At 60.0% G+C, this 22456-nt stretch carries 20 protein-coding genes and 1 pseudogene; 1 reads left to right on the plus strand and 20 read right to left on the minus strand.

What is annotated here, in order from left to right:
• The 19 genes and pseudogenes from FFS21_RS24175 to rfbB form a co-directional block, all read right to left on the minus strand.
• Window positions 1-444, minus strand: a pseudogene (locus tag FFS21_RS24175) (polysaccharide biosynthesis protein); the annotation flags it as partial.
• On the minus strand, window positions 435-1610 hold the full coding sequence (locus FFS21_RS24180; RefSeq protein ID WP_137927240.1) for a DegT/DnrJ/EryC1/StrS family aminotransferase: 1176 nt from the start codon (window positions 1608-1610) through the stop codon (window positions 435-437). The pseudogene FFS21_RS24175 and the gene FFS21_RS24180, both read right to left, overlap by 10 nt.
• A gap of 47 nt (window positions 1611-1657) precedes the next feature.
• The gene (locus FFS21_RS24185) at window positions 1658-2284 is read right to left on the minus strand and encodes an acetyltransferase (RefSeq protein WP_137927241.1); all 627 of its coding nucleotides are present in this window, start codon (window positions 2282-2284) and stop codon (window positions 1658-1660) included.
• Entirely contained in the window at window positions 2281-2874 is a 594-nt protein-coding gene (locus FFS21_RS24190; protein WP_137927242.1) for a sugar transferase, read from the minus strand. Before FFS21_RS24190 ends, FFS21_RS24185 begins: the two co-directional genes overlap by 4 nt.
• 88 nt (window positions 2875-2962) lie before the next feature.
• Window positions 2963-4183, minus strand: coding sequence for a UDP-N-acetyl-D-mannosamine dehydrogenase (gene wecC, locus FFS21_RS24195; RefSeq protein ID WP_137927243.1), 1221 nt, complete (start codon window positions 4181-4183; stop codon window positions 2963-2965).
• Window positions 4180-5307 (minus strand): non-hydrolyzing UDP-N-acetylglucosamine 2-epimerase, encoded by a 1128-nt coding sequence (wecB, locus tag FFS21_RS24200; protein ID WP_137927244.1) that lies wholly within the window; start codon window positions 5305-5307, stop codon window positions 4180-4182. Before wecB ends, wecC begins: the two co-directional genes overlap by 4 nt.
• 40 nt (window positions 5308-5347) lie before the next feature.
• Window positions 5348-6601 (minus strand): glycosyltransferase family 4 protein, encoded by a 1254-nt coding sequence (locus FFS21_RS24205; protein ID WP_137927245.1) that lies wholly within the window; start codon window positions 6599-6601, stop codon window positions 5348-5350.
• Window positions 6598-8454: a heparinase II/III family protein gene (locus FFS21_RS24210; protein ID WP_137927246.1), complete on the minus strand. Its 1857-nt coding sequence runs from the start codon at window positions 8452-8454 to the stop codon at window positions 6598-6600. Before FFS21_RS24210 ends, FFS21_RS24205 begins: the two co-directional genes overlap by 4 nt.
• A gap of 10 nt (window positions 8455-8464) precedes the next feature.
• On the minus strand, window positions 8465-10606 hold the full coding sequence (locus FFS21_RS24215) for a bi-domain-containing oxidoreductase (RefSeq protein WP_137927247.1): 2142 nt from the start codon (window positions 10604-10606) through the stop codon (window positions 8465-8467).
• A 20-nt stretch (window positions 10607-10626) separates the two neighbouring features.
• Window positions 10627-11379, minus strand: coding sequence for an AglZ/HisF2 family acetamidino modification protein (locus FFS21_RS24220; protein WP_137927248.1), 753 nt, complete (start codon window positions 11377-11379; stop codon window positions 10627-10629).
• Between the two features lie 2 nt (window positions 11380-11381).
• The gene (gene hisH, locus FFS21_RS24225) at window positions 11382-11999 is read right to left on the minus strand and encodes an imidazole glycerol phosphate synthase subunit HisH (RefSeq protein ID WP_137927249.1); all 618 of its coding nucleotides are present in this window, start codon (window positions 11997-11999) and stop codon (window positions 11382-11384) included.
• A complete protein-coding gene (locus FFS21_RS24230) occupies window positions 11996-13129 on the minus strand; it encodes an N-acetyl sugar amidotransferase (protein WP_137927250.1) in 1134 nt (377 codons plus the stop codon). Before FFS21_RS24230 ends, hisH begins: the two co-directional genes overlap by 4 nt.
• Before the next feature lie 79 nt (window positions 13130-13208).
• Complete coding sequence (locus tag FFS21_RS24235) at window positions 13209-14033, minus strand: glycosyltransferase family 2 protein (protein WP_137927251.1); 825 nt, start codon at window positions 14031-14033, stop codon at window positions 13209-13211.
• A 16-nt stretch (window positions 14034-14049) separates the two neighbouring features.
• A complete protein-coding gene (locus FFS21_RS24240) occupies window positions 14050-15390 on the minus strand; it encodes an O-antigen polymerase (protein ID WP_137927252.1) in 1341 nt (446 codons plus the stop codon).
• Entirely contained in the window at window positions 15387-16730 is a 1344-nt protein-coding gene (locus tag FFS21_RS24245) for an oligosaccharide flippase family protein (protein WP_137927253.1), read from the minus strand. The genes FFS21_RS24240 and FFS21_RS24245 overlap by 4 nt, the downstream gene beginning before the upstream one ends.
• Window positions 16720-17262, minus strand: coding sequence for a dTDP-4-dehydrorhamnose 3,5-epimerase (gene rfbC, locus FFS21_RS24250; RefSeq protein ID WP_137927254.1), 543 nt, complete (start codon window positions 17260-17262; stop codon window positions 16720-16722). The genes FFS21_RS24245 and rfbC overlap by 11 nt, the downstream gene beginning before the upstream one ends.
• Window positions 17259-18140 carry a glucose-1-phosphate thymidylyltransferase RfbA gene (gene rfbA / locus FFS21_RS24255; protein WP_137927255.1) on the minus strand — a complete coding sequence of 294 codons (882 nt, stop codon included), beginning with the start codon at window positions 18138-18140 and terminating at the stop codon, window positions 17259-17261. The genes rfbC and rfbA overlap by 4 nt, the downstream gene beginning before the upstream one ends.
• Before the next feature lie 11 nt (window positions 18141-18151).
• A complete protein-coding gene (rfbD, locus tag FFS21_RS24260) occupies window positions 18152-19069 on the minus strand; it encodes a dTDP-4-dehydrorhamnose reductase (RefSeq protein WP_137927256.1) in 918 nt (305 codons plus the stop codon).
• Window positions 19059-20123, minus strand: a complete 1065-nt coding sequence (gene rfbB, locus FFS21_RS24265) for a dTDP-glucose 4,6-dehydratase (protein ID WP_137927257.1) — start codon at window positions 20121-20123, stop codon at window positions 19059-19061. The genes rfbD and rfbB overlap by 11 nt, the downstream gene beginning before the upstream one ends.
• Window positions 20124-20376: 253 nt before the next feature.
• Here rfbB and FFS21_RS24270 point away from each other — a divergent pair, with 253 nt between their 5' ends.
• Window positions 20377-21228 carry a symmetrical bis(5'-nucleosyl)-tetraphosphatase gene (locus tag FFS21_RS24270; protein ID WP_137927258.1) on the plus strand — a complete coding sequence of 284 codons (852 nt, stop codon included), beginning with the start codon at window positions 20377-20379 and terminating at the stop codon, window positions 21226-21228.
• A gap of 1 nt (window position 21229) precedes the next feature.
• Here FFS21_RS24270 and FFS21_RS24275 read toward each other — a convergent pair whose 3' ends face one another.
• Window positions 21230-22402 carry a hypothetical protein gene (locus FFS21_RS24275; protein WP_137927259.1) on the minus strand — a complete coding sequence of 391 codons (1173 nt, stop codon included), beginning with the start codon at window positions 22400-22402 and terminating at the stop codon, window positions 21230-21232.
• Window positions 22403-22456 lie beyond the last annotated feature (54 nt).

A 22456-nucleotide genomic window follows, 5' to 3' on the forward strand; every position in this document is an offset into this window, starting at 1 on the left:
CTCGCCAATCGACCCCGACGACCAACCGGCCAGCCAGTATCTGGCGACGGCACGGCTTGCGCCGACGAACAGGAGAAACAGGATGGGCTGGATCAACCCGAGGCTGCGCGGCACGCCTTCCCAGGTGAAAAGCACCAGTACAAGGAAGAACGTGACGCCGTAGAAGCCCACCGCCTTTGCGGTCGTGGCCAGCGCGGCCATTCCCGTATAGCGGAAGATCGCCCGATACAGGCCGAACCGCACAAAAAACGGAAATGCCAGGAGCGGGGCAATCAGATAGACGTATGGCTGCTGCAATACCGGCATGCCCACCTGCTCGGTGCGCAGGTAGAACGCACACCAGACCGAGGCGAGTGACAAGACCAGGTCCAGCGCCACCACCACCAGCCGCTTGGCAGGGCGCGGCAGTGCCAGCAGTGGCGTGGCGATCCGACTCAGCGACATGCTTGCCCCAACACCTCTGTCAGCACCGAGCACGTTTTGCCGATCTCGCTTTCCTTCAGCGTCGGATGAACCAGGAACATCAGGCTCGTCTCGCCAAGTTCGCGTGCGACGGGCAGCCGCGTTTCAGGACGCCATCCCGTACCGTCAAATGCCTTTTCGAGATACACCTCGGAGCATGAGCCTTGATAGCAGGGAACGCCTGCGGCGACCATGGTCTCGACGATGCGGTCCCGGGTCCAGCCCTCGGCGAGCATGTCGGGGCGAACATAGACGTAGCACTTGTACTGCGCGTGAACACTGCCGTCGGGCACTGCAGGCACCCGGACAAGCGGCGATTGGGCTGCGGCCTTCCAGATGCGCTCGGCATTGGCTGTCCGGCGGGCGGTCCAGTCGGCCATGCGGCGCAACTGGATACGTCCCACTACGGCCTGCATTTCAAGCATGCGCCAGTTCGTGCCGAATCCCTCATGCAGCCAACGGAAGCCCGGCGGATGCTGACGTTCGTACACGGCCTCGTAGCTTTTGCCGTGGTCCTTGAACGCCCACATGTCACGCCACACGCGTTCGTCGTTGGTGGTGACCATGCCGCCCTCTCCGCCGGTCGTCATGATCTTGTCCTGGCAGAAGCTCCACGCCCCCACGTGACCGATGCTACCGACCTTGCGGCCGCGATAGGACGCGCCGTGAGCCTGCGCACAATCCTCGATCACCTTCAGTCCATGTGTCTCGGCAAGTTCCATGATCGGGTCCATGTCGCACGGCCAACCGGCCAGATGCACACAGATGATGGCCTTGGTACGCGGAGTCAGCACACGGGCGATGGTTTCGGCGGAAAGGTTGCCGCTTGCAGCCTCCACGTCCGCAAACACGGGAATGGCGCCCGCGTTGACGACGCAGGACGTGCTGGCAATGAACGTTCTTGGCGTCACCACAACTTCGTCACCCGGGCCGATGCCGAGTCCCTTGAGCGCCAGGTCCAGGGCCAGCGTGCCGTTGGACAATGCAATGGCGTGGCGCGTACCGGTCCACTTGGCAAACTCCTGCTCGAACTCACGGCATTCCGTGCCGGTCCAGTAGTTCACCTTGTTCGACAACAATACCTGGCGAACGGCATCGGCCTCTTCCGAGGTAAAACTCGGCCATTGGGAAAAAGGGGTGTTTAGCATAAGTGTGCGAAGAATCAATCGTTAGTATCGTCGTCAAGACCTGGCGCTCACGCTCGCGTGAGCGGTTCCGCCGGGCAGCCTGTTACGGTCACCCCGTTTTCCACCGCGCGGACCACCACCGCTCCGGCACCAACCATGACGTTGTCCCCAATCTGAATACCTTGCCGTACTGCGGCACCCACGCCAACCCAACTACAGTCTCCGACCGTCACGTTGCCCGACAGGTGGGCGCCCGGACTGATATGGACCCCATGGCCGAGGGTGCAGTCGTGATCGACGGTTGCACCGGTGTTCACGATGCCGGCTGGCCCTATCACAGCGTCGGCATTGACCACGGCATTGGCCATGACGACCGTGCCACAACCCAGACTTGCAAACGGACTCACATACGCGCGCGGATGCACCACCGTGGCGAGCCGGGCACCAGCATTTTCGAGCAAGCCCTGCAACTTCCAGCGCGCTTCGCAATTCCCCACGGCAACGATGACGCCATCGAATTCGTCCAGTCTTGCCAGCAGTGCCGCGCTGTCTCCGACCACGGGCCAGCGACCGTTGCTGGTGCGGGACGGCCAGGCATCATCGAAGAAGAAGACTTCCTGCCAGCCAGCCGCAAGCGCCGCATCCGCAACGACCTTGCCGTGGCCACTTGCGCCAAGCAGCGCCAATGACTTCATGGCTTGTTGCCCGTGAACTTCGACATCGTTGCCTCGCCTGCGGCACTGATGCCTTCACGCACCAGCACCTTGCGCACCGTTAGCCAGAGAATCCGAATGTCCAGCCACAGCGAGCGATTGTTCACGTACCAGACATCAAGCGCGAATTTCTCGTCCCAGCTCAGCGCATTGCGGCCATTCACCTGGGCCCATCCAGTCACTCCGGGGCGCACATCGTGGCGGCGCGCCTGCTCCGGCGAGTACAGCGGCAGGTACTCCATCAACAACGGACGCGGACCCACAAGGCTCATCTCGCCCTTGATCACATTCCAGAGCTCAGGAAGCTCGTCTAGGCTGGAGCCGCGCAGGAACCGGCCGAACGTCGGCAGGCGATCCGCATCCGGCAGCAGGTTGCCGGCGGCATCCCGCGCATCGGTCATGCTGCGAAACTTGACCATCTCGAACGGCTGGCCATGCAGTCCCGGCCTGACCTGGCGGAAAAACACGGGACTGCCCAGCTTGCGGCGCACCATCCAGATCAGGACCAGGATGGGAACGGCGAGCAACGCCAATGCAAAACTGGCCAGCACGAGGTCAAAGAGGCGCTTCATTTGTAGAAATTCTGATTCTTTTGTGGCTACTGGCACTGGAGGCGACCTTGCAGGCCGCTCTCCATCACCGGGGTCAGGCAGGATGGCGTTACATCAGCACGCCACAGAAATCGAGCGCATTCGCCCGGGCCAGGGCTGCACGTACCTCTTCATCGGCGAACTGGCGATGCTTGACCAGTACCACCAGCACATCGGCCTGGGCCATGGCATCCTCCAGCGACATCAGCGGGAATGCATCGTGCGACTCGATATTCGGCTCGACCGCCACGACATCATAACCTTGCGACTGAAGCGCGGTGGCGATATGGACTGCGGGCGATTCACGCAGGTCGTCGATGTCCGGCTTGAATGCCAGCCCCAGGCAGGCAACCTTCGGCTTGCGAGCCACACGCGCCGAGGCATCGGCTACGGCCACCTTGATCTGCTGGATCGCCCACTCGGTCTTGTAGTTATTGACCTCACGCGCGGAGCGGATCAGCCGGGCGTTTTCGGGGTCGCGCGACACAATGAACCAGGGATCGACAGCGATGCAATGGCCGCCAACACCAGCGCCCGGCTGCAGGATGTTGACGCGCGGATGACGATTGGCCAGCTGGATCAGGTTCCAGACATTGATGCCGTCCTTCGCGCAGATCATCGACAGCTCGTTGGCGAATGCGATATTCACGTCCCGGAAACTGTTTTCGGTCAACTTGCACATTTCGGCGGTCTTGGCGTCGGTCTCAAGAACCGCACCACGCACAAAGCTCCGGTAGAAGGCCGTCACAGCGTGTGTGTCCTCGGGCTTCAGACCGCCAACCACACGATCGTTCTCGACGAGCTCGGTCATGATCTTGCCGGGCAGCACGCGCTCGGGGCAATAAGCCATATGCACGTTCGCCACGTCGACGCCGGCCGCGGCAAGCTCATCCGCCATGCGCTGGGTCGTACCGACCGGCGAGGTCGATTCCAGAATCACCATATCGCCAGCCTTGACGAGGCCGGCAATGCTCCGCGTTGCCGCGAGCACGTAATCGATGTTCGGCTGCGGAATGCCTTCGCCTTCGTGGAACGGCGTGGGTACGCAGATCATGTACACATCGGCAGCGCGCGGCGTGGTGAATGCCTGCAGGCGGCCCGCCGTGACGGCCGAGCGCACGAACGCATCCAGGTCCGGTTCGACGATATGCACGCGCCCCTGGTTGATCGTCTCCACGGCATGGACGTTCAGATCCACACCCACCACCTGGAATCCGTTGCTGGCCAGCAGTGCTGCAGTCGGCAGCCCGATATAGCCAAGGCCAACCACACACACAGTCTTCTTCGTCATTGCAAGGTCCTCAATACGTTGATGATCTTCTCGCACGCCTGCCCATCGCCGTACGGATTATGCGCACGCGCCATGGCCTTGTACTCGTCCTCGTTATCCAGCAGTACCGTCACGTTTGCGATGATCGCATCCCGATTTGCACCCACCAGGCGCACGGTGCCGGCCTCCACAGCCTCGGGGCGCTCCGTCACGTCGCGCATCACCAGCACCGGCTTGCCAAGGCTGGGCGCTTCCTCCTGAATGCCACCGCTGTCGGTCAGCACGATATGCGCGTGCTTGAGCAGGTACACGAAGGGCTCGTAGTCCAGCGGCTCGATCAGATGCACATTGGTCAGGCCGGCCAGAATGGTATTCACGGGCTTCTGAACGTTGGGGTTCAGATGCACCGGATACACGATATGGACATCCGGATATCGCTCGGCCAGTGATTTCAGCGCATCGCAGATCTGCAGGAATCCGTCGCCAAAATTCTCGCGGCGATGGCCGGTGACAAGCACGAATCGCTCGTCGCGCCAGGCAAAGGGCAGTTGGGCGTCGAGCTGGGCCGTCAGGCCTTCGCGCCGTTCCGGAGACTGTTCGATCCGGTCGAGCACCCAGAACAGCGCATCGATGACGGTATTGCCCGTCACGGCAATCGATGCGGGGTCCACACGCTCGGCCAGCAGGTTCTCGCGGCTGTACGCCGTGGGCGCAAAATGCCACTTCGTCACACGGCTCACCACTTGGCGATTGAACTCCTCGGGGAACGGTGCGTAGACATCGTGCGTACGGAGCCCGGCCTCCACATGGCCGACTGGAACACCCGCATAGAACGCCGCCATCGCTGATGCCAGCGTCGTGGTGGTGTCGCCATGCACCAGCAGGACATCTGGCTTGTGCTCGCGCAGCACGTCGCGCATGCCCAGCAGGACCGCCGACGTCACGTCATACAGGTCCTGTCCCGACCGCATCACGTTCAGGTCGATGTCGGGCTTGATGTCGAACACGCGCAGCACCTGGTCGAGCATCTGGCGATGCTGGGCAGTCACACAAAAATGCGTCTCGAACTCTTCAGGCAGGGCCTGCAGCGCGTGGTACAGCGGGGCCATCTTGATGGCCTCCGGACGTGTACCGAAAACGAGCATCACCCTGGTCTTGCGATTTCCTCTCACGTTTTCCCCTTCGTTATGTGAGATCACAGCGTCGCGCCATCACGCTGCCGTGCGGTGCCGCACTTTCCAGTGTTTGCAGCCACTGACCCGCCAGCAACGTCCGATCGAAATCGCTCTCGGCCAGTGCGCGCGCACGCTTACCCATGTTCTTCAAGGCGTCACGATCATTCGCGGCCTGCTCCAGCGCATCGGCAAAGGCAGCCGGATCTGCTGGCGGCACAGCGAAGCCGCACGCGTTTTTCTCAATCATCTCGGCGAGCCAGCCCGGATAGTTGTTCAGGACCGGCAGGCCCGACGCGATATAGTCAAAAAACTTGTTCGGTGACGTCCCATAGTAGAAGGCCGGCACATTTGCCAGCACCTGCAGGCCGATGTCGGTCGCCGCCATCAGTTCCGCAAGCTTTCCTTTGTTCACCGGCGCATGAAACACGACGTTATCGAGTTGCTCGCGCGCAGCCCGCGCTTCCAGGGCCGGTTTTAGCCTGCCCTGCCCGATCAGCAGAATCTTGATATCGTTGCGGCCCCGCCGCTTGAGTTCCGCAGCGACATTGAGCACGGCATCGAGCCCGTTTGCCATGCCGTGCGTGCCGGCAAACACAGCCATGAGATCGTTGGGGCCCACCTGCTCCGGACGCCAGGGCTCGGCCGGAGCACCGAAGATGCCGAGGTCGCAGCCATTCGGCACCATGGCGATGCGATCGCGTGGCACACCACGATGTGCAATACCTTCGACAATTCCCGGAGACAGGCCGATCACCCGGTGCGCAGACCGGTAGCTGGCGAACTCCAGCACACCCATGGCCCACAGCACAACCGGATTCCGAATCACGCCCATCGCGCGCGGCAACTCGGGCCAGAGGTCACGCACCTCGAAGACAAAGCGCTTGCGGCGCAGCCAGCGCGCCAGGATGCCCGGAATGCCGGCAGTGAGCGGCGTAGTCGTCGCAAACACCACGTCATAGGTTTCCGTGAACGCAATCCCGATGCTGCGCATCGCAAACTTCAGGAAGGTCATGGCACGCCGCACAAAGCCGTCGCTATTCGAATAGGCCAGATCGAGTTCGATAACGTCGATGCCATCGACCACGCCGCGGCGCATTCCTCCGACAAACGGGGTATCCAGTCCGGTGTGGCCGCCGGAAAAGCTGCCACACACCATGGTGACGGCGTGTCCGCTCTCGACGAGACGGCGCGCCATCGCATAGGAGCGAATCCCGCCCGTGCCGCGCGGCGTCACGAAGTGCTGGTGGAAATACAGAACTTTCATGTTGTCCAATAGTACCGGGACACCAATGTGCCGCCTCGATCAATCTCGAGTTCCAGCACAGGCGCCGGCGTCTTCTCCAAATAGTGCAGAGATTCCCAACCTTCGACCAGCTCGCAACGCACCACGGGTACGTCAGCCGTCAGCGCCAGGCATTCACCCCGGTCGCCGCGCGCCACGAATCCCGCGTCGGTGGCGCTGGGTTCCAGCCGCCACTGGCCTGGGCGCAAACGCCACCGGAGGACGGCACGCTTCGCAAATCCGGTGACCTGGTCCCGCACTTCGAGCTGGGCTTCATCCAGGCACAAATGCCGGTTATGCCGGGCACCCAGCCGGTCGACATAGGAAGCCGCCATCGTGACCTTGGAGGTGTCGCCATGCAGCGGCTCCAGCGTTTCGGTCTTCAGCCAGTCGCCGAACAGAAAGCGCGAGAGGCGCGGCATCTGCTCACGTTCATCGAACTGCACCGTATTGTGACCGCGCACGCCGCCGAAATAATCCAGCCAGCGCGGCTCGGTGTTGTAACTAAACGTACCCGCGTCGCGCAAGTGGCTGGCACCGTCCAGCCAGAGATCCACGTGCAGGGCATCGGCCTGGCACGGACGGAAGCGGAACCTCGGGTATCGCAACAATGCCATGGCGGGCCCCTGCCGCAACACAGCAAAGCCACCGTCGTCGGCCTGCAGGTTGCCAGGCTCGGCAGCGTTTTCGGTACGCGCTGGCACGCCGAGCCACTTGCTCATGGCTATCGCCCTCTCGCAGTCTGCATACACCGCCTTGCCGCCGAAAACCGCCATCGCCAGTTGCACGCTGGGCCGGAAATCACGATAGGGCGAGTCGCTCAGCGGTAGCAGTCGCGCGCCATCGTTCGCACCAACATTTGGCACGTCGCCGGTTTTCGGGTCCGTCATGGCGTGCAGCCACGCCGTGGCCGCGCGCGCTCGCGCATACCAGGTATCGCTGAATGCCGGTGCCTTCACGAGCCGCCGCCATGTCTCCGCCCAGCTGAATGTATCCAGCATCAGCCGGTGGTAGTTGGCCGAGTACTGGCTGAACGTTCCCTGCTCGCCGATCAATCTGGCGGCGCGGTTCTCCAGCATCCTGCGGCCTACAGTTGCCCAGCCTTGCGCGCGCGCCACACCGTACTGAGCAAGCAGGGTGCCGCCGATAAACAACGCTGCGGCCTCGGACGTGCCATGGTTGTTATCCTGCGCCATCGCATACGACACGGTTGGCGCGATACGCTGCAGATGCAGTTCGATCAATGCGCGCAGCCCTGGCAACATCGCCGTCACCTGACCCAGCATCATGGCTGCGGCAATCAGGTGCATCACACGAATCGACGCTTCCTGGCCGCACTTCCAGTTGGGCCCGATGTACGGAGCATTACGTTTGCTCCAGTCAGCCAGCCAGCTGTTCAGGCGCGCGAGAGCCGCTGCATCACCCTGGCGCACGCGCTGTGCGAATGCCAGCACCCAATCCATCCGCGATGCCTCCCAGATCGCCTTGATATCGCCCACCTGGGGATCGAAATCGGGGATCTGCCACCACGGCAACTCAGGGCGGGCTACGCGCGCTCCCGTGATGGGATTGGCGAACCAGTCCGGAGGCGTATCACTGACCGCCACCGACCAGCGGCCGAACCACTTCGCCTCGTGCACCCAGTTGGAAACCACTGGCGCATCGAGCGGCGGGAGGGACGATGCCGCGAAGAACGGGGCGGCAGGGACGGCCGCATGCAGGCGTCGCACCTTGTTGACGCCAAGGCGGACACCCACGCGGTATCCCACCGCGCGACCGATGTTCGGTAGCCCTAGCGCGATGGCGGTACGGGCCTTGATCCACTGCCGGTTCATAACGCTCGTGTCATTGGCGGCGGAGCAGTTCCGCCACCTCGATGCTCACCCGCGCCACCTCGAAAATCTCATCCGACGGAATCGCCGGCGTGCCACTTTCGATTGCGGAGAGGAACGCCGCTGCACAGGCGTTCTGGCCCTTGTCCTGGCGCCACAAACTCATCTTGCGGAAACCTGGCCATCCAAAACCCTTGAGCTTGCGGAAATTATCGAGCTGCAGGACACGGCCTGCAGCAAACACCTCGACCCGCTCCTTTGGAAAACTGGCCGCGCCATTGGCCAGATACATGATCGTGCCGAACGAGCCATCCTCGAAGCCCAGCGTAATGGATGCCTTGTCCTCGGTGATCGCCACACCGGGTGTATCACCCATCCGGCGCGCCTGGACCGAGACGATCGGCGAATCCGCCAGAAAGCGCATCAGGTCAATGAAGTGGCACGCTTCGCCGATGATGCGGCCACCGCCCACGGCATTGTCCTGCGTCCAGTGATTCGGCGGGATTGCGCCAGCATTCATCGTCATAATGAACGATTTGGGCTCCTTGACCGAAGCCAGCAGCGCCTTCATCTTCTGGACCTGCGGCGAGAAACGGCGGTTGAATCCCACCATGATCTGCGGCGCGCGCTCAGGCTGACGTTCCCGCGCATCGTCAAAGGCGCGCTGGGCCTGAGCCAGCCCATCCATGTCGATGGCGAGTGGCTTTTCGACAAACACGTGCTTGCCTGCGGCCAGGGTCTGCGCAACAAACCGTGCATGCGTGTCGTGCCGGGTAACGATGGCTACGGTATTGATCTGGTCGTTCGCCAGCATGTCCGCCAGATCTGTCGACGCTTCGGCAAAACCAGCCTTCTCGCCGTGGATCACACCGTTGACCCCACCCGCGGTGACAATGCTCTGAAATTGCGCGCCGGCCGCCTTGAATGCCGGGATCAACATGCGCGATGCATAGTTGCCTGCGCCAATGAAACCAAGCACCGGCCGCTTCGTGTCATAGGCCGGCTTCGGACCGAGTGGCACCGAACGCAACATGCGGGTTTCAGGAGCCGACTTGTATTGCAGCAGGATGCCCAACGCCGACTTGTCGGCCGTCAGTTGGTCGTAGGCCTGCGCTGCCTCTTCAAAGGCGTAACGGCGCGTTACCAATGACTTTACGTCGAGCTGCCCGCTGGCCATCATGTCCAGCACTGCTTCAAAATTGCGTTGTTCGGTCCAGCGCACGAATCCAATCGGATAGTCGTTGCCCTTTTCCTCGTAGCTCGGGTCGTATCGACCCGGTCCGTACGAGCACGAGACCTGGAAGGACAATTCCTTCTCGTAGAAATCCGCGCGATTCAGCTCTAGGCCCGTGACGCCCACGAGCACGATCCGCCCACGCTTGCGCGACATGCGCGCGGCCTGCGTCACCGGATCGGTGGACTTGGTCGAGGCCGTGATGATGACGCCGTCGACGCCATGGCCACGGCTGAAAGCCATGCCGGCAGAAACGGCGTCTTCACCAGCACCGGGATTGCAGGTCTGCGCACCGAATTGACGCGCCAGTTCCAGCTTGCTCTCGTCGAAATCGATTGCCAGCACACGGCATCCGTGAGCGCGCAGCAATTGCACCGTCAACAGACCGATCAATCCCGCACCAACGACGACAAATGCTTCGCCCAGCGTTGGCGCGGCCAGACGCATGCCCTGCAGACCGATGCTGGCCACTACGACAAAGGAAGCCGCTTCGTCATCGACTTCGTCAGGCACCTTGGCGCACAGATTCTTGGGCACCTTCACCACATCGGCATGCGGACCGTTGGAAACCACGCGATCGCCGATCTTGAATCCGTCTGCGCCAACGCCCACCTCCGCCACACGGCCAACGTTGCAGTATCCCAGCGGCAATGGCTGGGCGAGCTTCGAGCGTACGGCATCCACGGTCGTCAACAGGCCATCCGTCTGGACTTTTTCCAGCACCATGCGAACCTTTTCCGGCTGCTGGCGTGCTTTCTCCAGATACGACGCGCGGCCGAAACCCACCAGCATCCGCTCCGTGCCAGCGGAAATCAGGCTGACAGAGGTATGGACGAGCAGACCATCGCGGCCTGCTGACGGCGCGGGCGCTTCCGCGATATAGGTAGCGCCCTTGCCCATGTCTTGCAAAATCTGCTTCATCGAAATTCCTGGAAATCGCCTCAGGCGCCCTTGGCTGGACGCGCGTAGTTGATCAGCACCGCGCGATACGGCCCCTTGAATACAAACATGCTGCCGGCCGCCGCGCCAACCACGCCCACCGAATCGATCAGCACCTGCATGTCGTCGGTGCTCCCCGCGCCGCCCACGAATGTCAGCGGTGTCGTCACCGCCGAGCGCACCTGCTTGGCGAGAGCGAGATCATAGCCAGCCATCTCGCCGTCCCGATCGATGGAATTGATCGTGATTTCTCCCGCACCGAGTTCCGCCACCTTCTGGCAGAAGTCGATCAGGTTCAGCTTGTGTTTTTCCCGGCCGTTGTGCGTATAGACGGTATAGCCGCCCAGCAGCTTGTTCTTCCTAACGTCCAGCGTCACGACCACGCTCTGCGCGCCAATGGCTTCAGCCACCTCCCGAATCAACTCCGGGCGCTCTACGGCAGCCGCGCTGATCGACACCTTCTCGAACCCCAGGGCAATGATCTTTGCTGCCTGGGCGGCGCTGGAAACCCCGCCGCCATACGCAAGTGGCATACGCGACTCCACCGCCAGGCTGCGCAGCAGCTCGAAATTCGGCACCTTGCCTTCGACCGTGGCATCGATGTCGATGAACATCAGTTCGTCGACTTCCTTCTCGTTGAAGATCTTGACCGCATTCAGCGGATCGCCGACGTACTTTGCGTCCTTGAACTGCCGGGTCTTGACGAGGCCACCGTCATGCATCAAGAGACATGGGATGATTCGGGAGCGCAACATGGTCAAAGCTCGGCAAAATTACGGAATACCGCCACACCATTGGCATGGCTCTTCTCGGGATGGAATTGCATGCCGAAGACGTTGTCGCGGAAGACGCTGCACGGAAGATCCGAGCCATAGCGGACCGTGGCGGATACATCGGCAGAATCCTGCGCATCAAAGTAGAAGCTATGCAGGAAATAGAAGCCCTGCTGCAGGTCCACACCTTGCAGCAACGGCGCTTCGGCCGACTTCGTAGACAATGAGTTCCAGCCCATGTGCGGCAGTTTCGGTGAACTGGTGAGCGTGCTCGCGTCGATCTTTCGCACGCGCCCCGGAATCCAGCCCAGTCCCGGCTTCACGCCCTCCTCGCTGGAATCGGCAAGGATCTGCATACCAACGCAGATACCCAGTACCTTTTTCTTCTTCACAAGAACCTGTTCGTTGAGCAGTTCCACCATGCCCGAATCGCGCAGGTAATCCATCGTCGTATCGAACGCGCCGACGCCTGGCAGAACATAACGCTCGGCCGCGGCAAGCTCCGCCGCGTCGCCAGTGATGACGTGCGCGACCTTCAGTTTCTTGTAGATATTCGCAATGGCACCGACGTTGCCGGAACCATAGTCAATGATGGCTATCATCTTTTCACCGCCCGTTCGATGCCCAGCATCTTCAGCGTCTTCGCACCGAGGTCGAACAGCCACTCCTGGTTGCGATAATCCCGATAGGTTTTCTTCGGCATCTCGTGATAGTGCCGCAGCTCGTCTACCGAAATACCCAGCTTGGTGGCGATGTACTCGAAATCCTCATCGATCGTGACCGGGTCGTACGCTGGCTTCTCCAGCTTGGACAGGGCCTCTTCCCGCGTCATTTGACCGGTGAGGATCAGGCTGGAGTACTGCACGCGCCGGGTGTCGTAGCCAAAGCGCGTAGGAAGCCAGTAACCCTCGTAGAAGCGCGTAAACCGCGATTCGAAATGCTTTTGCGGATACGGCCGCCAGCCATAGACATCCGCGAGGGTCTTGGAGGCGATTTCCTTCGTGTACGGCAGGTAGTTCAGCGGCTTTTCCACGCGCACACCCTTGATATAACGAAGGTAGACCTTGTGGAACAGGATGCTGCTGAACGGATAGGTCTTCAGCTCACGCGTGCCAAAACGGCGATGAATGTCCTTCAGCTGGGCCATATCCGTACCGTAGTACAGCCACTCCTTGGGGTTTCGCACGCATTCGGTGGCAAAATTGCCGCCGTTGAGGATGTACTTGATATTGTGCTTGTTCGCAAAATGATACAGCGTAGCTACGAATGCGTGGTCCTGCGGAATATCGAGATGCGAGACGCCCGATTTGAAAAACGCCAGCTGGAAATCCTTCATTTCCTGCCAGTTGATCACTTCGGTGTACAGGTCCAGACCGAGCTTGTCGACGATGACCTGAATATTGTTTACCGCAATGTCCGTATTCCACCCACCATCGACGTGGAACACCAGCGGGCGCAGGCCAAATTCACTCACAGCCAGATGCAGCAGGTACGAGCTGTCCAGTCCACCACTCATCCCCATGATGCAGTCGAATTCCTTGCCCTTGCCTTCGGCCTTGATCTTCTCGACGACTTCGCGAAACATCGCCTTGCCGGTATCGTCCGGATGCCAGTTGGGCAAAACATCGGTCTTAAAGCCGTTGCAGTGATCGCACACGCCTTTATCGTCGAACACGATCTGCGAATCGCTCGTGTCCATCACACAATTGGTGCAAACCTGATACTGCCGCATATAAGAAATCCCGATCTAAAGTTTCTCCCGCGCCATCCCTGGCGCGGACACTCAATTCTTCTGTAAAACAGGCGATGTTTCAGCCGAGGACCCGGACGTACTTGCGGTATTCGCGATGCGCGTCCCGCGCCATCTCCCACCGACGCCGGCTTGGAAGTGTTGCAAGCGCCCCGTGGTAGTGGTGAACCACCTGAAGACAGGGATCGTACCAAACCTGATACCCCGCGTCAGATAGTTGCTTGCTGAGGAAATACTCCTCGGACATCATGAAAGTCGGAGCCCAGAGTTCGCCAAACTCCCTGAAGAATGCCGGACCCATGATGTACACCGAGCCATGCCCCTGATAGATCGACTGGGCCGTCTCCCATTGCTGCTCGTCCGTACGGTCGGATACCGAGCGGAACATCATGGCCAGCTTCAACATCGCCATGCCGAGGTGATAGTTCGAGTAGTAAGCGTCGTAAAACAATTCACGCAACTTGCTGATACTCGCGATCACGTGAGGATTCTGATGTTCACCATCAAGCGTCACTACATCAGGGGATACTACCGGATACGCCTTGAGACGCTCGGTATTCCTGTCCAGCCTTTCGATAAAATCCGATGCAAATTCCAGATCGTTATTTCCAATCACCATCCATTCGATATCCGGCCTGCGCTGCCGCAGGGCACGAATTCCGACATTGAGCCCCGGGAAATATCCAAGATTGTCCTGATTCAACTGCAACTCGATGTTAGGAAAATCCGCCTGAAGGCCCTTCAGCAGCTCGACATTGGCAGCATCGGAGTTATTATCGACAACCATCACCTCGATTTCATGACCGACATTCCGCAACAGCGTCTCCACGGCCGTCCGTGTAAAGGCGCTGTTATTATAATTGGTGCAAACATAACCTAATTTCATCGCATTCCTCAGAAATTCAACCGCCAGCTGGCCCGCGGCCGCATGGTGCAGGTACCTCGCCACCCCCGAAATACCGACCGAAGAAGCAGAGCAACGCTGTTATCAAAATGCTCGCGTATATGCTGTTCCAAATCAGGAGGCTAATAATGAACGATGTGTAAAAATATCCAATCGAATGGATGAATATTGACGTCGAAAAAGACGGCGACTTCGACATCAGAAAAATCCAGTACGCCACGTGGATTGCCGAACCTGCCAGAAGCATGACGATCAGCGAACCCGACAGGCCAAAATCATTGATCAGACCCCGGAACATCGTGTAGATGTTGGTCTGGATCACATCGCCGTAGGCAAAGTACTCCTCGTACACACCCGCTGGCAGTGGCGTGTCATTGCCAAGCAGCCGCGCCACCGGTGTAAAAGTGTAGATCCCGTAATCGCCAAGATTATCCACGTATGGCAGCGTGCCGCCGTGTCCCACCAAATGGGCGAACCAGTCGGAGAACGCATACATGTGTGCCGTGGCATAGGACGCCACCAAGCGTACCAACGCCGCCTTGACGTCCCCGGAGGAGTCGAGCAACCCACGGGAGGCCATCGCCAGAAGGACGAGTCCGAAGATGACCGCAGCATACGGTGCGGCCCGGCGCAGGTCCTGCACCCCGAACAAGGCAAGTTTGCCGCGGTTGACCTTGCAGACCAGTGTGGCCGCCCAGAACAACACGAGTACGAGAAACAGATTTCCCTTGGCGCCCTGCAGCACCATCGCCAGGATGGACGGCAGGAACGTAAGTAATAAGATGCTCCAGCGGCGGACACCTACCTCACGCGTCGAATATATGAAACCGCCCAAAATTGCACTGGGATACTGCAGCACGAAACTTAGCTGCGCAAAAAGATTGGGCACCAGTTCGGCGCCGTAGCGCTTGGCTGTCATCGCGCCGGCGATGGCAAGCGGATTGGTGACGACTTGCTTAAGTGAGACGCCCTGGATGTGAAGGTCGATGATCAGGCTGACGGCCGTGATCATGCTGGTCACATAGAACGCTCGCAACATGAACGGACTGCCGTAGTTCAGTGCACCGGCGTTCTTGGCCCGCATCTCAAATCCCAGGCGCCAGCGAAACGGAAGAGCGCCCAAGGAAAACACCAGGCACGCCACAAAAATATACGCCACGGCATATACGTTGGCCGGAACATCCCACAGGAATAGTAATGGTACAAACGTATACAGGAACCAGAACAGCCCAAAGATGCAACCGGGGACAATCCACGTACCGGCGTAGAGGCGCAAGGCCATTGCCTGGCCCAGGATCATCAGGCTGAACGAGAGCGCCATGAGCTTTTCCATCATCATGACGCCACGTTAACGAGGCGCTCGCCCCGATAATATTTCCGGGCAATCGTCGCAAACAACACGCCCTCTGACAGCGTGAAGCTGATGGCCGCGCCGATGGCACCGTACACCCCCCCCAGCGTAGCGGTTGCGATCACGCTGACCACTGCCGCGAACAGAATGCCGCCCAGCAAGGCGCGTTTCTGCCCCAGGGTATTCAGGCCAGCACTGCCAAACATAAAGTTGCAGACGCCGAACAGGGTGCCCAGCGCCATCAGCGACATGAAGAGCATGACCTGGTCCAGCTCCTGAATCTGCCCGATTGCCGGAACGTGCTGCCTGAGAATCGGTACCGCCGCCATGAGCGCGAGCCAGATCGTCACAAGCGCTCCCAGTTGCGGCCAGGTCAGCCTCAACAATCGTACGAACACATCGCGGTTGGGACTGTTCGCTGCCTGCGTCACAAGTACGGCCTTCGGAAAGAACAACTGGTTGAGCGGTCGAATAACCGCCTGCACCGCCTTGGTAGTTTTCTCGGCAAGCGAATAGGCGGCGATCGGCGCGCCGTGCAAGCCCAGGAAACCCAGCAGCAGTACGTTCGAATCCCGGTACAACGCCACGCCGACATTGCCCAGGAAGATTTCCTTCCCGGCGCGGATCATCTGCATGAGCTCCCCCCAACGGACTCGCGTCGGACGAATACCCAGGCCGGCCATGGCGAACGCAAGCATGGCAACCGACCCCAGGGCATACATCACGCCCATGATCGCTGGCACCAGCAGAAAATCATCGGGGCGCTTCACCAACAGAAGAATCAGCACGACTGCCACTGCCCGGCTCAGCAACGTGCAGACGGCTGGTATGCCGTTGGCCTGCAGTCCTTGATAGAGCCAGGTAGGCTGCAGGGCGTAGCTGAGCGGGATCAGCATCCACCATGCCGCGATATGCGTCAGTTCCGGCCGAAATAGCGACAGGCCGGCCACGAGCATGGGCGCCGCCACCGTGAAGAGCGTCATCCGCAAGACGAGAATGCGAGAGAAGATCTTTGAGAGTTGTGCCCGGTCACGTTCGGGCCGGAGTCCGGTGACCGCTGCCACGCCGTCAATCTCGAAGCTATACAGGATTACCGTGATGAGGAGCACCGAAAACGCCTCGGTGACCACGATATCGGCATAGTGCTGTGCACCCACCACACCGAGCACATACGGGAACACCAGCAGCGGCAACGCTGCATTGGACCCCTGGATCATGACCAGAGAGAGAAGGTTCCGAGTGTGCTTGATCATAGATAGCCGCAAAAATGGCCGGACCCGAGTCGCCTTGCATGGCGGACCCTGCCCAGCCGTCCCGTCAGCAGGCATCCGCCTCGCGGAGCCTCTTGCCAGCCTTGTCTTTCGCCGACAGTATCGGCGTCACGTCGCCCGGCCATGCGATGGCCAGGTCAGGATCGTCCCAGGCGATGCACCGCTCGAATTGCGGTGCGTAATAGTCGGTGGTCTTGTAGAGGAAATCAGCACTCTCGCTTAGCACGAGGAACCCATGCGCAAAACCGGGCGGCACCCAGAACTGGCGTTGGTTTTCCTCGCTCAGTTCCGCGCCGACCCACTGGCCGAAATGAGGCGAAGCCGGACGAACATCCACGGCCACGTCAAACACCGCGCCACGCACCACGCGGACCAGCTTGCCCTGCGGCTGCTGGACCTGATAATGCAAGCCGCGCAGCACGCCCCTGGCACTACGGCTGTGGTTGTCCTGCACGAAGCCGACATTGAGGCCCGTTGCTGCGTCGAAAGCCTTCTGATTGAAGCTCTCGAAGAAGAATCCGCGCTCGTCGCCGAATACTTTCGGCTCCAGAATCAGGACTTCCGGAATAGATGTGGCGATGACATTCACGAGGGCACCCCATCCTTGAGCAGGCGCAACATATATTGCCCGTATGTGCTTTTTGCCAACGGCTGCGCCAGCCTTTCGAAAGCCTCCGCATCAATGAAACCCTGGCGCCACGCAATCTCCTCAATACAAGCGATTTTCAGTCCCTGTCGATGCTCCAGCGTGGCGATGAACTGTCCTGCGTCCAGCAGGCTTTCATGCGTGCCTGTATCGAGCCACGCGAATCCGCGCTGCATGATCTGCACGTTGAGCTGACCGCGGTCTAGATAGGCCTGGTTGACTGCAGTGATTTCCAACTCGCCGCGCGCGCTGGGTTTGACCGCCTTGGCAATATCGATCACGTCATTATCGTAGAAATACAGCCCGGTCACCGCGAAGTTGCTCTTCGGGGTCTTTGGCTTTTCTTCGACGGATACGGCTTTGCCGGACTTGTCGAATGCTACCACGCCATATCGCTCGGGATCTGTAACGTGATAGGCAAATACGGTGGCACCTTCACTCTGCTGGTCTGCGTCATGCAGCAAGCCCTGCAGATCGTGCCCGTAGAAGATGTTATCGCCCAGCACCAGAGCGCTCGGCGCGTTGCCGATAAAGTTCTCGCCTATGGTGAATGCCTGTGCAAGGCCATCGGGACTCGGCTGCACTGCGTATTGCAGGTTGATGCCAAGTGAGCTGCCGTCACCCAGCAGATCGGCGAAACGCGACGTATCTTCCGGCGTCGAGATAATCAGGATGTCACGAATGCCCGCCAACATCAGTGTAGAGAGCGGGTAATAGATCATCGGCTTGTCGTAAACGGGCAATAGCTGTTTCGACAAAGATTTGGTGATCGGATAGAGCCGTGTGCCGGAACCTCCGGCCAGGATGATGCCTTTGCGCATGTAGATGTCCGTTACTGAACGATTTGGTCGAGCAGGTGGTGAACGCCCTGCTCCCAGCCGGGAAGATATATGCCGAAGGTTTCCCGCAGGCGCGTGGTATCGAGCCGAGAATTCGCGGGCCGCTGCGCGGGCAACGGGTACGCCGTCGCGGGTATTGCCTCCACCTGCTCCGGAGCCACTTTCAAGTCAACGCCGAGTTGCCGCGCGTAGCGCAGCACTTCTACGGCATAGCCATGCCAACTGGTCTCACCTGCGGCAGCCAGATGGTAGAGACCGGAGGGGAAGGCGTCGGGAGAAGCCGCCAACCAGTGTCGGGCAACAATCTGGGCGGTCACATCGGCAATCAGGCCGGCGGTGGTAGGCGCACCAAACTGGTCGGCGATCACGCGCAGGCTGTCGCGCTCGCTGGCCAGCCGCAGCATCGTCTTAGCGAAATTCCCGCCATGTGCGCCCGCCACCCAGCAAGTCCGCAATACCAGCGCATGCGCCCCCGATTCGGCAATGGCACGCTCTCCTGCAAGCTTGCTTTTGCCGTAGACCGATTGCGGATTGACTGCATCAGTCTCGACATAGGCCCCAATGCCCGTGCCATCGAACACGTAATCCGTGGAATAGTGAACCAGCAGACTGCCCAGTGCGCGCGCTTCCTCGCCGAGGACACCAGTTGAAGTGCCATTGATCACGAACGCTCGCTCAGGTTCGCTTTCAGCCTTGTCCACTGCCGTGTAGGCCGCGGCATTGACGATGACGGCCGGGCGAAGATCTCGTACGATCTGCCGCACTCTCTCCGGCTGCGACAGATCACATGCCGCGCGATCGAGCGCAACCACGTTGCCGAGCGGTGCCAAGCTGCGGCGCAGCTCGAAACCGACCTGGCCGTTGCTTCCTGTTACAAGGATGGTGGGAGGCGAGGACAGCTTATTCGGCATATTGCTTCGCCACCCAGTTCCGGTAATCCCCGGAAACAACGTCCTGCACCCATGCCTGGTTGTCGAGATACCACTGCAAGGTCTTGCGCAGGCCGGTTTCGAACGTATCGGCGGGCTTCCAGCCAAGTTCGCGCTCCAGCTTGCTCGCGTCGATTGCATAGCGGCGATCGTGGCCCGGCCGATCCTTCACGAACGTGATCTGGTCGCGGTAGGAACCCGTGGCCTTCGGGCTCAGTTCGTCGAGCAGGTCGCACAGCGTGTGCACCACATCGAGGTTGGACATCTCGTTCCATCCGCCCACGTTGTAGGTCTCGCCCAGCCGTCCCTTCGCCAATACCTCGCGAATCGCGCTGCAGTGATCGCGCACGTAGAGCCAGTCACGCACGTTCAGACCATCGCCATACACAGGCAGCGGCTTGCCGGCGAGGGCATTGGTGATCATCAGCGGAATCAGCTTCTCGGGGAAGTGATACGGGCCGTAGTTGTTCGAGCAGTTCGTGGTGACGACGGGCAGCCCATACGTGTGGTGATAGGCGCGGACGAGATGGTCCGACGCGGCCTTCGAGGCCGAGTAGGGGCTGTTTGGCGCGTAGGCGGTGGTCTCCGAGAACTGAGGGTCTGCAGGACCCAGCGATCCGAAGACTTCGTCGGTAGAGACGTGCAGGAAGCGGAAATTGGCCTTCGCGTCGCCATCGAGCCGGTTCCAGTAGGCACGCACGGCTTCGAGCAGCGTGAACGTTCCAACGATGTTGGTCTGGATGAAATCACCCGGCCCATGGATCGATCGATCGACATGGCTTTCCGCCGCGAAATGCAGCACGGCGCGCGGAGTGTGTTCGTCCAGCAAACGGTCCAGGGCGGCACGGTCGCAAATATCGGTCTGCGAGAAGACATGCCGGGCATCGCCCTCGAGCGAAGCCAGTGTCTTGAGGTTGCCTGCGTAGGTCAGCTTATCGACGTTGACCACGCCGTCTGCGCCCGGCTGTGCCAGCCAATCGAGGACAAAATTTGCCCCGATGAACCCAGCCCCGCCAGTGACAAGAATGTGCGACAAAACTCTGCTCCCTACTTATCGATATGTTTCGAGTGCCCGACAATAGTCGGGTGTCCGCTTGTTCCAGTGGGGAATAGCGGCCCTTTTTTTCGTCCTATTGGAAGGTGGCGCTATTCTATCTGACCCCGCAGTCCATCCCGGCGGTGGAACTTAACTTTTTGTTGCGCCTTGTAACGAATGGCAGAATCAATTATAGGTTCGGGAAAATCGTCACTTTTCCTAGCAGGCCTTTCAATATACCCAGCGCTTATAGATGTCCTTAAACCCTTCACCCCCCCCGGCCCCGTTTGCGATCGGTGACATTCAGGGGTGCGCCGCCTCCCTGAAACAGCTCATGACCAAGCTGCCGCCCAATGCGCCTCTGCGCTTCGTCGGCGACCTTGTCAACCGGGGCCCAGCCTCCCTGGAAACCCTCCGAATCGTTGCCGGCCTTGGGCAGAACAGCCGCACGGTCCTAGGAAACCACGACATTCATCTGCTCGCCGTGGCGGCCGGAGTACGGAAAAAGGGCAAGTCCGACACCCTTGACGATATTCTCGCCGCAGCAGATTGTGACGTTTTAACAACTTGGTTACGACATCAACCTTTAGCGATTCGAGAGCAAGACTTTCTGATTCTCCACGCCGGAGTGCTGCCCGAGTGGAGCGCCGACGAAGTCGTGGATCTGTCGCGCGAGGTCGAGGCCGAACTCCAAGGCAGCAACTGGCAGGGCTTTCTGGCGGACGTGTTTGGCAATGCTACTGACCGCTGGAAGAAAAGTCTGCGCGGTATCGAACGTCACCGAGCCATCGTCAACGCGCTGACGCGCTTGCGATTTTGCTCCGCCGACGGCGTCATGGACCTGAAAACCAAGGAAGGGCTCAACAACGCTCCGGCCGGTCTCATGCCATGGTTTGACGTACCAGATCGCAAGACCCGGGATGTCACGGTCGTATGTGGGCATTGGTCTACTCTTGGATTGTTGATGCGCTCCGACGTGATGGCCCTGGACACCGGCTGCGTCTGGGGCGGCAGGCTGTCTGCCGCGCGTCTGGTCGCCAACCCCGATGATCGCACCGTCGTCCAGGTGGATTGCCCGGAATACCGCGACCCGCTCAATTTATGATTCAGCGCTGCATCCGTGCCCGGAGCGGAGCTTCGATGCTACGGCCAAACACTCGCTCGAACGCCACCACGGCCAATCCGGCAAATAAGCTGCCGAACACCAATGCCAGCACCAGCAGCACGAGGGGCCTCGGACCCGAGCGATGCTGGGGCTTTGTCGGCCCGAACGTGAAGCTAGTGCCTGTCACGTGCTTTGCCTGCAGCGATTCCAGGACGATCCTGATATTGTTGACGACTTCGCGCACCGGATCGTCATCAAGATTCGCCGTTTCAAATACCTCGATCTTCAAAGCCTTGAAGGCAGCCAGCATCGTCAGGCCCGTCGGCGCTGCAGCATCGATCTGATTGGCGCGGGTATAGAAGTCGAGGCGCAATGCGTTCTGCGCGACATTGCGCTCGAGCGAGGCTACTGCAATACGGAGATCGGCGATATTAGACTCCGCTCCGATCAATTGGATGACAGGAGGCAGGTAGCGCGAGCTGTCAGTATCGGAAGAAAGCAACTGGCGAGGATCGTTGCGGGACGCTTCCGGATATTTCGCGGCGATGGATTTGAGCGCTTCAAATTTGCGGGTAGCGTCATCCAGCTCCAGCCGCTTGGCAATCAACTGATTGTCTAGCAATTGCTTCTGGGATCTAGCCGATGCCACGCCAGCCCGGATGCTCTGCAGGAGCTCAAGGCGCAGCATGCTGTCGCGCAAGTACTCCCCCATGAGTTGCACGCGCGCGGCGGCATCCTCTGCCGAACCAGCCGTGAACCTAATACCCAGACCGAGAACACTCGCAGCAAGCGGAGCCTTAGCCTCCGACAGATAGCGCAGATCTTCCTTCGAATAGGTCAGCGTGGTCCTGACCTGCTTCTGCATCATGCCGGACCCGATCTCTTGCAGTAGAAAGGAGGCATTGGGATCGTCCATCTGATTGTGGTACTGCAGGTATCGCAACAGGTTGGCCCTGTCTTCCAGTGCTGGACGCTGGATGTTGAACTCGCTCAGAAGCCGGTTCGCCTGCAGAAAGCCCTCGCTCTGATATCCGCGAAATGCGAGAAAAAGCACGGCTACCAGAAGTGCCGTAGACAGTCCAGCCGTGAAAGAAAAGACCCAAATATGGGACTTAGTCCACGTCAGAACAATTTCGGTAACCTTTGTGAAGTCGGTCGACTGGCCGCCGGCCACCTGCGATTCCTTCCCGCGCTCTGAATGCATTGCTCGTCAGAATTTGTGAGGTAC

The organism is Cupriavidus sp. 2SB (genome assembly GCF_005503625.1).
Lineage (GTDB): Bacteria > Pseudomonadota > Gammaproteobacteria > Burkholderiales > Burkholderiaceae > Cupriavidus.